The organism is Pseudomonas fluorescens NCIMB 11764 (assembly GCF_000293885.2).
Lineage (GTDB): Bacteria > Pseudomonadota > Gammaproteobacteria > Pseudomonadales > Pseudomonadaceae > Aquipseudomonas > Aquipseudomonas fluorescens_B.
Map to the genome: position 1 here is coordinate 1,680,827 of NZ_CP010945.1, position 14,146 is coordinate 1,694,972.

Sequence of the window (14,146 nt, forward strand, 5' to 3'; positions counted from 1 at the left end):
CTATCGCTAGCAGGCTAGCTCCCACAGGGGAGGTTGCTGACCGGGCGACCATTGCGGACGCCCGGTCTTGTTGCGATTTAGCCGATCGTCATCAAGCTCGCATTACCACCCGCCGCAGCGGTGTTAACACTCAATGCCCGCTCGATCACCAGACGCTCCAGCGCGATGTTGGTCTCGCCCTGGGACAACCCGTGAACCCCGACGATCGCCCCGGCACGCTTGGCCACTTGCTGGCAAACCGCGCGCAGCTGATCGGAATGGCCGTGATGCAGGACCGCATCAAACACCACTTCGTCCTTGTTCCAGTCGGCAACCAGCTTGATCTTCGCCTGAATTTCCTTTGGCATGCGTGCGAACAATGCCTTGGTCAAGTCAGCTTCCGGCCAAACCGCCGAACCACCGACAGCCAATACCGCCGCCAGTTGAGTCAACAGATCGCCTTCGACTTCCGCCAGGCACAGCACGTGTTCACGCGGCAGAATGGCGTAGCTGTTGCGCTCGCCAGTCGGCCCCGCCAGCACACGGGTGATCCCGCTTTGCGATTGCGCCGCGAACTGCACGCACAGGGTGCTCAGGTCGCTGAGCTTGTTGCTGTCGGCCCAGGCTTGCAGCGCAGTCAGCGGTTTGCTCATGGCGTCACGCAGACGAACATCCGGTGCAGTGACGGCATCGCCGCGAGCGAAGGACTGTTCGATCGCATCGGTAGGACGGGTCGACAGCAGGCGGTACAGGTACAACGGACCACCGGCTTTCGGGCCAGTGCCCGACAGGCCTTCGCCACCAAACGGTTGCACGCCAACCACAGCGCCAACGATGTTGCGGTTCACGTAGACGTTACCGGCGTTGACGTTGTCGATCACCTTGGCGATGGTCTCGTCGATACGCGTGTGCACGCCCAGCGTCAGGCCGTAGCCGGAAGCGTTGATCTGGCCGATCAACTGGTCGATGTCCTTGCGCTTGTAGCGAACCACGTGCAGCACCGGGCCGAAGATCTCGCGTTGCAGTTCGTCGAAGCTCTCCAGCTCGATCAGCGTCGGCATCACGAAGGTGCCGCGTTTGACTTCTTCGCTGTTGGCGATCGCCACCTGATACACGTTGCGTCCTTTGTCGCGCATGGCCTGGATGTGCTTCTCGATGCCCGCCTTGGCTTCGGCGTCGATCACCGGGCCGATGTCCACGGACAGGCGCTCAGGGTTGCCGAGACGGCATTCAGCCATGGCGCCCTTGAGCATTTCGATGACGCGATCAGCGGAATCTTCCTGCAAGCACAGTACACGCAGGGCCGAGCAACGTTGACCGGCGCTGTCGAAGGCCGACGATACGACGTCGATCACAACCTGTTCGGTCAGTGCCGAGGAGTCGACGATCATCGCGTTCTGGCCGCCGGTTTCGGCGATCAGCGGAATCGGACGACCCTGTGCATCCAGACGACCGGCGACGTTGCGTTGCAGCAAGCGAGCGACTTCGGTGGAACCGGTGAACATCACGCCTTTGACCCGATCGTCACCGACCAGACGGGCGCCAACGGTTTCGCCACGACCCGGCAACAGTTGCAGCACGCCTTCCGGAATCCCGGCTTCGAGCAACAGGCGCACGGCTTGAGCGGCGACCAGCGGGGTTTGTTCCGCTGGCTTGGCCAGAACCGGGTTACCGGCGGCAAGCGCAGCAGCGACCTGGCCACTGAAGATCGCCAGCGGGAAGTTCCACGGGCTGATGCAGACCACCGGACCCAATGGGCGGTGGGCGTCATTGGTGAAATCGTTGCGAGCCTGCACGGCGTAATAACGCAGGAAGTCCACGGCTTCGCGCACTTCGGCGATGGCGTTGGCGAAGGTCTTGCCGGCTTCGCGAGCCAGCAGGCCCATCAGCGGCTGAATCTCGCCTTCCATCAAATCGGCGGCACGTTCCAGGATCGCAGCACGTTCGGCGGGCGGAGTGGCCTGCCAGATCGGCGCAGCGTTCAGGGCGCACTGGATCGCGTTGTCGACGTCGTCGACGGTTGCTTCCTGCACATGGCCGACCACGTCACGCAGATCGGACGGGTTGAGCACTGGCGCAGGTGTTTCAGTGCTGGAGGCGCAACCGAGCATCGGTGCGGCCTTCCAGTGGTTGTGAGCGGTGGCCAGCAAAGCACAGGACAGCGAAGCCAGACGATGTTCGTTGGCCATGTCGATGCCGCTGGAGTTGGCGCGCTCGGCACCATAAAGGTCACGCGGCAGCGGGATACGCGGGTGCGGCAGGCCGAAGCCGCCTTCCAGCGTCGCCATCTGCTCGATGCTGGCCACTGGATCGGCCACCAGCTCCTGAATCGAAATGGACTGGTCGGCGATACGGTTGACGAACGAGGTGTTCGCGCCGTTTTCCAGCAGACGACGAACCAGGTACGCCAGCAGTGTTTCGTGAGTACCAACCGGAGCGTACACGCGGCACGGACGGTTCAGCTTGCCTTCGGAAACTTTGCCTACAACCTGTTCGTACAGCGGTTCACCCATGCCGTGCAAGCACTGGAACTCGTACTGGCCGGGGTAATAGTTCTGCCCCGCGATGTGGTAAATGGCCGACAGGGTGTGGGCGTTGTGCGTGGCGAACTGCGGATAGATGACTTCCGGCACCGACAGCAGTTTGCGCGCGCAGGCGATGTAGGAAACGTCGGTGTACACCTTGCGGGTGTAGACCGGATAGCCTTCCAGGCCTTCGACCTGGGCGCGCTTGATTTCGCTGTCCCAGTACGCGCCTTTTACCAGGCGGATCATCAGGCGATGACGACTGCGACGCGCCAGGTCGATCACGTAATCGATCACGTACGGGCAACGCTTCTGGTAAGCCTGGATCACGAAGCCGATGCCGTTCCAGCCGGTCAGTTGCGGCTCGAAGCACAGGCGCTCCAGCAGATCCAGCGACAGCTCGAGGCGGTCGGCTTCTTCGGCGTCGATGTTCAGGCCGATGTCGTACTGCTTGGCCAACAGGGTCAGCGACAACAGGCGCGGGTACAACTCGTCCATCACACGCTCGTACTGCGCACGGCTGTAACGCGGGTGCAGTGCCGACAGCTTGATGGAAATGCCCGGGCCTTCATAAATCCCACGACCGTGGGACGCTTTGCCGATCGAGTGGATGGCTTGTTCGTACGAGGCGAGGTATTTCTGCGCGTCGTGCTCGGTGAGTGCGGCTTCACCCAGCATGTCGTAGGAATAGCGGAAGCCTTTGGCTTCGAACTTGCTGGCGTTGGCCAGGGCTTCGGCGATGGTTTCGCCGGTAACGAACTGCTCGCCCATCAGGCGCATGGCCATGTCGACGCCCTTGCGGATCATCGGCTCGCCGCTTTTGCCGATAATGCGGCTCAAGGACGAAGTCAGGCCGGCTTCATTGTGGGTGGCGACCAGTTTGCCGGTCAGTAGCAGACCCCAAGTGGCGGCGTTGACGAACAGCGACGGACTGTTGCCCAAGTGCGGGTGCCAGTTGCCGGTGCTGATCTTGTCGCGAATCAGTGCGTCGCGAGTGCCTTTGTCCGGGATGCGCAGCAGCGCTTCGGCCAGGCACATCAGCGCCACGCCTTCCTGGGACGACAGGGAAAATTCCTGCAGCAGGCCCTGAACAATCCCGGCACGGCCGCCGGCGCTCTTCTGATTGCGCAGTTTCTCGGCAATCGAGGCCGCCAGCTTGTTGGTGGCTTCGGCCATGGCGACCGGCAAGCGAGCCTGTTCGATCAACATCGGCACCACTTCCGGCTCAGGGCGACGGTAAGCGGCGGTGATCGAAGCACGCAGCACCGATTGCGGCAGGATGCTTTCGGCGAACTCGAGGAAGCACTGGTGTGCATGGTCGACATGGACTTCGCCACTGTCGTCAGCCTCTTTGGAGGTCAAACCGTTCAGCTCGGTCAGGGTTGCACCACCCTCGAGTTTTTCCAGGTAATTGAAAATTGCCTGCTTGATCAGCCAGTGCGGCGTGCGATCAATCGAGGTCGCGGCCGCCTTTAGGCGCTCGCGGGTCGGGTCATCAAGTTTGACCCCAAGGGTGGTGGTAGCCATATTTTTATCCTCATGTTTGCCACGACCGCGTGGCATCAGCTGGCCGCAAGATTAGCTGGGCAACCTTTGAGGTGCAACCGGGTGCAACCCTTTTTTTGTCGGAATTATAAGCAGCTCGTCAGGAAATAAATTCCGATACGAACGTACCGCACTTGCTTGGTGCTTTTAATTCTAGGAACGGTCGTTGACTGCGCTAAAAGGAAGCAAAAACCGGCTTTTTTCGGATAAATCCGACTAGGTGCAACTTATTCTCGCGAAATGGGTTGCACCTTATTTGCATTGTTGAATAGCATTCGCGGCTAAGGTGCAACCAGTCAAAAAGACAGGTGTATCTGGCTGATGGCTTTCCTGGGGAAACATCAGTCATAAATGCGCGGGATCTGAAATCGTCTGTCAAACGTCGTCGTTTGCGCGCGGTTCACCAGCCGCCGCTACATAAAAACAAAGCCAGGGCGTAACTTAATGAGCGTTAGCAATCCAACCCTGATCACCTTCGTGATCTACATCGCAGCAATGGTGCTGATCGGCTTCATGGCCTATCGTTCCACCAACAATCTTTCTGACTACATTCTGGGCGGTCGCAGCCTGGGCAGCGTCGTGACTGCATTGTCCGCCGGCGCCTCCGACATGAGCGGCTGGTTGTTGATGGGCCTGCCGGGCGCCATCTACATGTCCGGCCTGTCCGAAAGCTGGATCGCCATCGGCCTGATCATCGGTGCTTACCTGAACTGGCTGTTCGTCGCCGGCCGTCTGCGCGTGCAGACCGAGCACAACGGTGATGCACTGACCCTGCCGGACTACTTCTCCAGCCGCTTCGAAGACAAAAGCGGTCTGCTGCGGATCATCTCCGCGGTCGTGATCCTGGTGTTCTTCACCATCTACTGCGCTTCCGGCATCGTGGCCGGCGCCCGCCTGTTCGAAAGCACCTTCGGCATGTCCTACGAGACAGCGCTGTGGGCCGGTGCTGCGGCGACGATTGCCTACACCTTCGTCGGCGGTTTCCTGGCAGTAAGCTGGACGGATACCGTGCAAGCCACGCTGATGATCTTCGCTCTGTTGCTGACGCCGATCATCGTGCTGCTGGCCACCGGCGGCGTCGACACCACGTTCCTGGCCATCGAAGCGCAAGACGCCAGCAACTTCGACATGCTGAAAAACACTACCTTCGTCGGCATCATCTCGCTGATGGGCTGGGGCCTGGGCTACTTCGGCCAGCCGCACATCCTCGCGCGTTTCATGGCGGCGGATTCGGTCAAGTCGATTGCCAAGGCACGTCGTATCTCCATGGCTTGGATGATCCTGTGCCTGGGCGGCACCGTGGCTGTAGGCTTTTTCGGTATCGCTTACTTCTCCGCGCACCCAGAAGTCGCTGGTCCTGTGACCGAAAACCCGGAGCGCGTGTTCATCGAGCTGGCCAAAATCCTCTTCAATCCTTGGGTTGCCGGTGTCCTGCTGTCGGCTATTTTGGCCGCGGTAATGAGCACCCTGAGCTGCCAGTTGCTGGTGTGCTCGAGCGCCCTGACCGAAGACTTCTACAAAACCTTCCTGCGCAAAACCGCTTCCCAGGTTGAGCTGGTTTGGGTCGGTCGCGCCATGGTGCTGCTGGTTGCCCTGATCGCTATCGCGCTGGCGGCTAACCCGAACAACCGTGTACTCGGTCTGGTCAGCTACGCCTGGGCCGGTTTCGGTGCTGCGTTCGGTCCGGTTGTGCTGATCTCCGTGATCTGGAAAGACATGACCCGCAACGGCGCACTGGCCGGTATTCTGGTTGGCGCGATCACCGTCATCGTGTGGAAACACTTCGAGCTGCTGGGTCTGTACGAAATCATCCCTGGTTTCATCTTCGCCAGCCTGGCGATCTACATCGTCAGCAAACTGGGCAACCCGACGGCGGGCATGCTTCAGCGCTTTGCCGCTGCCGAGGCAGATTTCCGCCTGAACAAGTGATCGGGACGAGCTGAGGCTCCGACCTTTCGCCGAACATGAAAACGGCCCGCTTCCTTTGGAGGCGGGCCGTTTTTTTTGCTTGCGGGGGACAAAGACCCGCTCCCCCATTGGCCGGTGGTGGTTTTGAGGGGGATGTCTGTAGTCGGATGTCCCGATTTTTTGAAGGAAGAATCTATAAAAAAGTAGGGCGAATCTGAGTTTCCTGTCCCTTCATCAACACCCCTTGTCGCTCATGCAGAATCGCCCGCCTACATTTTGCAGAGACACATCGGATGTTCGCTCTCGCCAATCAACCGCGCTTCACGCTGACCGTCGACGGCAACCAGAATGAGCTCAAGGTGCTTGAGTTCACGGGAAAGGAAGCCATCAGCCAGCCCTACCGTTTTGACCTGGAACTGGTCAGCGAACGGCCGGACCTCGATCTCGAAAGCCTTCTGCATTGTCAGGCGTTTCTGAGTTTTGATGCGCAAGGTTGCGGCATCCACGGTCAGATTTATCGCGTGGGCCAAGGCGATTCCGGTCAACGTCTGACGCGTTATCAGATCAGCCTGGTGCCGCGTCTGAGCTACCTCGGGCAGCGCGTCAATCAGCGGATTTTCCAGCACAAAAGCGTGCCGACGATCATTGCGCAGGTTCTCAAGGATCATGGCATCCAGCGTGATGCCTTCGCGTTTCGTCTTGGCAGTGACTACCCCGAGCGCGAGTACTGCGTGCAATACGCGGAAAGCGATCTGGCGTTCATCCAGCGGTTATGTGCCGAAATTGGCATTCACTACCACTTCCAGCACAGCATCGACGGGCATTTGCTGGTGTTTGGTGATGATCAGACGGTTTTTCCTCTGATCGCCAAACCGACGCTTTACTTGCCCGACACCGGTATGGCGGCAGATGCGCCAGCGATCAATCGCTTCAACGTACGACTGGAAACCCGCACCACGGCGGTAGCTCGTCGCGACTACGACTTCCACAAACCGCGACTGCAACTTGAAAGCCGAATCGACAACGGGCAGTTGCCGGCCCTTGAGGACTACCACTTTCCAGGCCAGTTCACGGATCGCGAATACGGTAAGGAGCTGGCTCAGCGAGCGCTTGAACGCCACAACGCGGACTACCGTCAGGCTGAAGGGTGGGGCGATGAAACTGCTTTGGTAAGCGGGCATTTCCTACGCTTGGCCGAGCACCCGCGTCAGACATGGAATGACCTGTGGCTGATCACCCAAATTGAACACCATGGCCGTCAGCCGCAGGTGCTGGAAGAGATGGCCGGCAGCAACCCGGAAGATTTCCAAGGCTATCGAAATACCTTTCTGGCAACGCCGTGGGATGTTTCGTTTCGCCCGGTTCATATCGGGAAACCCTCTTTCACCGGTTATCAAACGGCTGTAGTCACGGGCCCAAGTGACAGCGAGATCCACTGCGACGAGTACGGCCGGGTCAAGGTACAGCTTGCTTGGGATCGTGACGGGAAGCGCAACGAACATTCCAGTTGCTGGCTGCGCGTCGCCACGGGCTGGGCGCATGACGGCTACGGCATCGCACTGATTCCTCGGGTCGGCATGGAAGTACTGGTGGGGTTCGTCGATGCCGACGTGGATAAACCGGTGGTCATGGGCTGCGTTCCCAACGGCGCCAACTCGGCACCACTGAATCTGCCCGCCGACAAAACCCGCAGCATTTTCCGCAGCCAAAGCAGTCCCGGTGGTGGCGGTTACAGCGAATTACGCATTGAGGATCGCAAAGGCGCCGAGGAAATCTACCTGCGGGCCCAGCGAAACTGGACTCAAGAGGTATTGAGCGACTTGCACGTCGAGGTCGGCAACCGGCGCAGTGCGGTCGTTGGTGTAAGCGATAACCTGCACGTGCGCGGTGATCGACACATCAGCGTCGGCAACCAGAGCGTTAAAGCGAGCGGACAAGTCGTCATCGAAGGCGGTACCAATGTCACGCTTCAGGCGGGCGGGCACTGGATCAACATCGGCCCCGCCGGGATCTTCAGCAGCGTTCCGATAGAACTCGGTGGTGCGCCGATGCCGGCAATGAGTGCGCCGAGCAGCCAAAGACAGCTCGCCGCACTCAGCGTCGCACAGATTCTGAGCCTCAAAAGCGACGCGCCGTTCTGCGAAGAATGCGCGCGTTGCAAGGAGGGTGTCTGTGCAGCCTGATCGCTTGTCACCTCGCGAATGGCTGGAGCGCCAACCGCTGAAACCTTCGGAGCAACTGTTCGCGATCTTCAGCAATACAAGCTCCGCAGAACCCTTAAAGGCCTGGCAGCGATCGATCGCCGCTCAAGCACCCTGTCCGATCTGGGCCGACACCGACTATGCCGAGTGGGAGCCGGTCATGCCTTATGTCGGAATCGTCGCTGCCGGCAGTGAGTTTCTGGAATGGGCGGCCACGACCGAGTCTTGCGACTGGGGTTGGCTCGCGGTGTCTTCTTCGACTCGGGAAGTGTTGGTCGAGCATTTATGCAGCCTTACGCAAGTGCTTTTGCCTAATGGCAGCGCGGTATTTTTCCGTTTCTGGGATGGGCGTTATTTATTGCCGATTCTTCAGTCTGCCGAGGTAAACGCGGCACAACTGATGCCGGTGATCGGGCGTTGCCTGATCAATGGCCAGTCACTTGAAATTGGCGGTGACGCGCTGAAAACCTCCAGGGTTTTTCCATGGTGGGAAGTCTCCGCAACGCTGCTGGAACATCTCGCTGACCAGTCAAGCACCACTCGGGTGAACAACTTGCTCAAGTGGCTGAGCGAAGACCGTCCTGATCTTTTCGAGGCGTTCTCCGAAAACGTCTTGCGGCACAAGGTGGTGGTCTTTTTAGAGGCGCCAGACCTGCCGTCAGCACCGAAATCAGCCTTGGTGGATTACCTGATATCGGAGCTGGACTGATGGATCAGATCGTACAGATCGAGCAGGAGCTCGACGGCTTCAAAGACACCTTGACGCTCTATCGCGAACAACTTGGCAACTGGTTCAACCGTACTGCCGACAAAGTCAGCCGGGCGACGGACATGCCTTCGCTGATGGGCGTGGAACGGCAAATCAAGCTCGGCAGTACCACCCAGTCGGTCAGCAGTAGCGATGACGATTTTATCTCCAGTGTTGCTCAGTGTCCTGAGAGCAGGATTCTGGAGATCGAAAGCAAGTTCGAGTCGGTTTACGACATTCCACTGGGGAACATTCAGGTTGATGTGATTGCCGTTGATGGCGGCGAAAAGACAACGGTCACGCTTGATGAAAACGGCAAGGGACGGTTCGAAGGTACACCCGGCAAGTTCTACCGTGTTCATGTCCACAGCGCGGTGACTTCGGATCAAGTTGATGAGCTTTTCAAGTCTTACGACGACCTGAGCGAACAACTCGAAACCTGGCTGCGCAACGAGTGGCAAGGTTTCAAGCCGCAATGGTCGCAGTCGGTTTTTGCCGCAGCGGGTAACGGCATGCTTGCTGGAAGTTGGGCCGCAATTATTGGTGTGTGGGACAGCCTCAACGTGCTCTCGGACATTCTCAAGGATCCCGGCGAGTTCGTTGAGCGACTGGGTAGCGGTGCTGATGAGCTGGCCAGGCTCGCAAAAACGGCTCCGGACGTGATGGCAAAAGTCCAACTGTTGGCCAGCGATGAAGCGGCACTGTGTTTGTTGCTGCGCACCGCCAGCCTCTGGTTGGAGATGCTGCCGCCCAGCGAGGTCGCCGGAAAAACCGCCGAGGCTGTATCAACAGTCGTCGTGCAGTTGCTCATCGACATTCTGATCGGGATTGTCCTGACCTTCGCTGGCGCGGGGGCTGGCATTGCTTATCTGAGTATGCGTTTTGCCAGTTACGGCGCCCGCCTCGTCAGCGCCGTGCAGGGATTCGTCAAAGCGATCTTCAACCTCATCGATAACTTCATGAGCTACGTCGACCGCTACAAAAAGGTCGCAGCAAGGGGCGTGGCGGCGGGCCCCAGAAGTGGCGGGGTGCAGCTGCGTTGGGACGCCAAACGCAACACGACCCTCAAGCAAACCGAACACCAGGACGACGTCCCGGTTCAGGCGAAAAACCCCAACGGCGACCCTGCCGATTCCGCCGATAAAACCGCCACCAACAAATGCCCGGTGTCGATGGTCACCGGCGAAGAGCTGCTGACCCTCACTGACGGCTCGCTGGACGGCATCCTGCCGTTCGACTTCACCCGCCTCTACCGCACCAGCGCTGTCGAGATCGATGGCGGGCTCGGTTTCGGCTGGAGTCACAGCCTCGCGCATCGACTGGAAATCGAGGGCGACAACGTCATCTGGATCGATCACGAAAATCGCCGCACCTCTTTTCCACTGCCGAGCATCGAACGCCCGGCCATCCACAACAGCCTCTCGCGCGCGGCAATTTTCCTGGGCGACGAACCAGAAGAATTGATCCTCGCCCAGGCCGGCGATGACACGCGTTTCTATCACTTCATCAACGGCCGACTGACAACGATCAGCGACGGTTACGACAACCGACTGCGCGTCACACGCGACCGCCAGGAGCGCATCAAGCGCCTCGATAACGGCGCCGGCCGTGCCTTGCTGTTGCGTTATGAGCGCAGCCATCTGGTCGCCGTCGATTATCAGGTTTTCGTCCCGGCCCAAAATCTCGACCAGGCTTGGCACACCGAACAGACGCTGATCAGTTACCGCTACAACGACCGCCGGCAACTGATCGAAGCCACCAACGCTGTCGGCGAAAGCGAACGTTACGACTACGACGATCAGCACGTCATCCTGCAGCGGCAACTGGCCGGTGGGGCGAGTTTCTTCTGGGAGTGGGAACGGTCCGGCAAGGCGGCGCGATGCATCCGTCATTGGGCGTCATTTGCCCAGATGGAGGCGCGGTATGTCTGGGACGACGCGGGCAGCGTCACGGTCCGCAACAGTGATGGCAGCGAAGAGGTTTACCAGCACGATGATCGCGCGCGGTTGGTGCGCAGGATCGGGCTGGATGGCGGCGAACACTTCAAGGCCTACGACGACAAAGGCCGGTTGATTGCCGAGCAGGATCCGCTCGGCGCCGTCACCGAATACCACTACGACGAAGTCGGGCGGCTGGTCGCGCTGATTCCACCGGAAGAGGAACCAACTTCCTACGAGTATCGCAACGGTTTCCTGCATGCGCAGTCCCGCGGCAAAGCCGTGTGGACGTACCGGCGCAATGCCCAGGGCGATGTCATCGAGGCGACCGATCCTGACGGTCATGTCACCCACTATCACTACGATGAAAAAGGGCAGTTGCTGTCGATCCGGTATCCGGATAACAGCCGTCATCTCTTCGTCTGGAATGCCTTGGGCCAACGGGTTGAAGAGACCTTGCCGGACGGTGGTCAGCGGCGGTTTTCCTACGATGCGTTGGGTCGGCAGATTACCCGCCAGGACGAACACGGCGCCGTCACCCGCTACCAGTGGGATGCCGTCGGACGACTGCTTCAGACGACGCTTCCCACAGGTGCCACTCGGGCATTCAGCTACAACGCCTACGGAAAAATCACCGCTGAACGTGACGAACTGGGTCGTGCCACGCGCTACGAATACCTCGACGATTTGCACTTGGTCAGCCGCCGCGTCAATGCCGACGGTTCGCAGCTGAAGTATCGCTACGACAACGCACAGCTATTACTGACGGAAATCGAAAACGAGTCGGGTGAGAAATATCGCCTGGATTACACGCCCGGCGGATTGATCCGACAGGAAACCGGATTCGATGGTCGTCGCACCGCGTATGCCTACGACCTCAACGGCCATCTGTTGGAGAAAACCGAGTTCGGCGATGAGGGGGCGCGGTGGGTTACCGCTTATGAACGAGACTCGGCAGGGCGGTTGCTGGTCAAGACGCTGCCCGACGGCATCAAGGTCGAGTATGGCTACGACAGCCTTGGCCGCCTGATCAACGTCAATGACGGCCACGATCATCCGCTGGAATTCGAGTACGACCAACAGGACCGCCTGATCACCGAACATCAGGGCTGGGGCACCTTGCGCTATGGCTACGATGCCTGCGGCCAGCTCAACCGCATGCGCCTGCCGGACGGCAGCAAACTCGACTACCACCACGAAAAGGGCGGCGCGCTGAGCGCCATCGACCTCAATGGCGCGCGGCTCACCACTCACCAATTCGCCTTCGGCCGCGAGCAGCAACGCCAACAAGGTCAACTCACCAGCCACTATCACTATGACGAACAGGGCCGGCTGCAAGCCCACGCGATCAACCAGCCAACCCGATCGCTGTACCTGCGCCACTACAGCTACGCGGTCAACGGCAACCTGGCGACCATCGCCGACAGCCGCCACGGCCAGCGCAGCTATTACTACGACCCGCTCAACCGCCTGACCCGCGTACGCCATACCCGCGACGACCTACCGGAAACCTTCGCTCACGACCCTGCTGGCAACCTGCTGTTGCAGGATCGCCCCGGCGTGGCGACCGTTAAAGGTAATCGCCTGCTGATGCAGGGTGACCGCCATTACGACTACGACGCCTTTGGCAACCTCATCCGCGAGCGGTGCGGTACTGGGCAAAAACTCGTCACCGACTACCGTTACGACTGCCAGCACCGGTTGATCGGCGTCACCACACCCGACGGACGTTGCGCGAGTTACCGCTACGACGCCTTCGGCCGCCGCATCGCCAAAACCGTCGACGGTCACACCACCGAATTCTTCTGGCAGGGCGACAACCTCGTCGCCGAAAGCAGCCGCGAGCATTACCGCAGCTACGTCTACGAACCCGGCACTTTTCGCCCATTGGCCATGCTCGACGGCAAAGGCCCGCGCAAGGCGTGCCCGTTTTACTACCAGCTCGATCACCTTGGTACGCCGCAGGAGCTGACGGACTTTGGTGGCGAAATTGTCTGGTCGGCGAAGTACAACGCCTACGGAAAAGTCACGCATTTAGCAGTTGGCGGGGGAGAGCGGCTCGAACAACCGCTGCGGTTTCAGGGGCAGTACTTTGATGTCGAGAGCGGTCTGCATTACAACCGGCATCGGTACTATGATCCGGAGGTAGGGCGATATCTGACGCCGGATCCTGTGAAGCTGGCGGGCGGGCTGAATCAGTACCGCTACGCGCTGAATCCGACGGGGTGGGTTGATCCGTTGGGGTTGAACGGGAATTGTCCGCAGTCGGTTAAGCCCGGGTGTAAGGCGCCGGATGATGCGACTGGCGCTAGGGTTGATGAGGGTGAGCCGCCTCTGCCGAAGATGACGCCTGAACAGAGGCGGGCGAGAATTGATGAGTTGGCTGAGGCGAATGCTTATCGGGAGTTGGAAAAAATTGAGAAGGCGACTCCAGGGGGACATTTTTTAGAAAAGCACGGCGCGCAAACTACGTTGCAATCGCAGATGGAGCGCGTGACGTCGGGTAAAAATCCGACAACGGGGGTAGTAGAAACCTACAGTAGTGGAAGGAGAAGAGGGGAGCCTAAAATACCTTCTGCGGCGACTCACTTCTTGAGCCACAGGGATCAGCTGAATGCTATACACAGAGCGCAATTGATTTTTCGACAAGCCGGTCTACTGGCGTCACGCAGGCCTATTGATATGGGGAAAAAAGTAGGGGCGGGGTATAAGCGAGGAAGTCTAGAGTATGGTGAACAGACCAAGGCGGTAGTCATATTGGATGATGTCGGGCGGCCTAAAACTTCTTATACGGACTTTGATTGATGAAAGATTATTACAATATCGCTGATATACGCAGTCTGCTTTTTGTCTTTGATATCGAGAACACGGATGACGAAGAAAGGGAGGAGATAATAGTTTCCAAAAATGTAAATGATGAGAAGGAGCTTTCTGAGCTGTTTGATGTTTTGATTAGGCCTGAATTTCTTGTTTATAAGGAGAAAGAACGAGAGTTTTTAATTAGTACAATCTCATATTTTTTAGATGTAAATGATACGTTTGATCAGGTCTTTAAGAAGATGACGACCTACTTTGATGATGAGGTCATAGATCAAAGGAAGTTTATGACGATTCTTTTAGGTTGTTTGCAGCGGTATCAGCGAGACGAGAGTTGATCGTTGGATTTCTCATAAGTGATCGAGAAATTTCTGGGCAAGGTCGTCGGAAGTTTCCTTCAAGTCGCGGCGGTTTCCATGAACTGGTTTGGAATACGTTCCATCGATAGTCTCTGGTGGTCACTGAAAATTCAGTGGCAGGGTGTAG

The 14,146-nt window shown here is 58.7% G+C and carries 6 protein-coding genes; 5 read left to right on the forward strand and 1 reads right to left on the reverse strand.

The features are described from left to right. Positions 1 to 77: 77 nt before the first annotated feature. The gene (putA, locus tag B723_RS07755; RefSeq protein ID WP_017336182.1) at positions 78 to 4,031 is read right to left on the reverse strand and encodes a trifunctional transcriptional regulator/proline dehydrogenase/L-glutamate gamma-semialdehyde dehydrogenase; all 3,954 of its coding nucleotides are present in this window, start codon (positions 4,029 to 4,031) and stop codon (positions 78 to 80) included. Positions 4,032 to 4,493: 462 nt separating this feature from the next. On the opposite strand from putA, the gene putP reads away from it, so the two are divergent. From putP to B723_RS07780, 5 genes are all read left to right on the forward strand, one after another. Then, the gene (gene putP, locus B723_RS07760; protein ID WP_017336183.1) at positions 4,494 to 5,978 is read left to right on the forward strand and encodes a sodium/proline symporter PutP; all 1,485 of its coding nucleotides are present in this window, start codon (positions 4,494 to 4,496) and stop codon (positions 5,976 to 5,978) included. A gap of 272 nt (positions 5,979 to 6,250) precedes the next feature. Beyond that, positions 6,251 to 8,140, forward strand: a complete 1,890-nt coding sequence (locus B723_RS07765; protein WP_017336184.1) for a type VI secretion system tip protein VgrG — start codon at positions 6,251 to 6,253, stop codon at positions 8,138 to 8,140. Further along, positions 8,130 to 8,867, forward strand: a complete 738-nt coding sequence (locus B723_RS07770) for a DUF4123 domain-containing protein (protein ID WP_017336185.1) — start codon at positions 8,130 to 8,132, stop codon at positions 8,865 to 8,867. The genes B723_RS07765 and B723_RS07770 overlap by 11 nt, the downstream gene beginning before the upstream one ends. After that, the gene (locus B723_RS07775; protein WP_017336186.1) at positions 8,867 to 13,648 is read left to right on the forward strand and encodes an RHS repeat-associated core domain-containing protein; all 4,782 of its coding nucleotides are present in this window, start codon (positions 8,867 to 8,869) and stop codon (positions 13,646 to 13,648) included. The genes B723_RS07770 and B723_RS07775 overlap by 1 nt, the downstream gene beginning before the upstream one ends. Then, the gene (locus B723_RS07780) at positions 13,648 to 13,998 is read left to right on the forward strand and encodes a hypothetical protein (RefSeq protein WP_017336187.1); all 351 of its coding nucleotides are present in this window, start codon (positions 13,648 to 13,650) and stop codon (positions 13,996 to 13,998) included. Before B723_RS07775 ends, B723_RS07780 begins: the two co-directional genes overlap by 1 nt. The last annotated feature ends 148 nt before the right edge of the window (positions 13,999 to 14,146 follow it).

Coding starts and splice junctions, on each gene's coding strand:
- putA (WP_017336182.1), bottom strand. CDS start 4,031: ATGGCTACCACCACCCTTGGGGTCAAACTTGATGACCCGACCCGCGAG.
- putP (WP_017336183.1), top strand. CDS start 4,494: ATGAGCGTTAGCAATCCAACCCTGATCACCTTCGTGATCTACATCGCA.
- B723_RS07765 (WP_017336184.1), top strand. CDS start 6,251: ATGTTCGCTCTCGCCAATCAACCGCGCTTCACGCTGACCGTCGACGGC.
- B723_RS07775 (WP_017336186.1), top strand. CDS start 8,867: ATGGATCAGATCGTACAGATCGAGCAGGAGCTCGACGGCTTCAAAGAC.
- B723_RS07780 (WP_017336187.1), top strand. CDS start 13,648: ATGAAAGATTATTACAATATCGCTGATATACGCAGTCTGCTTTTTGTC.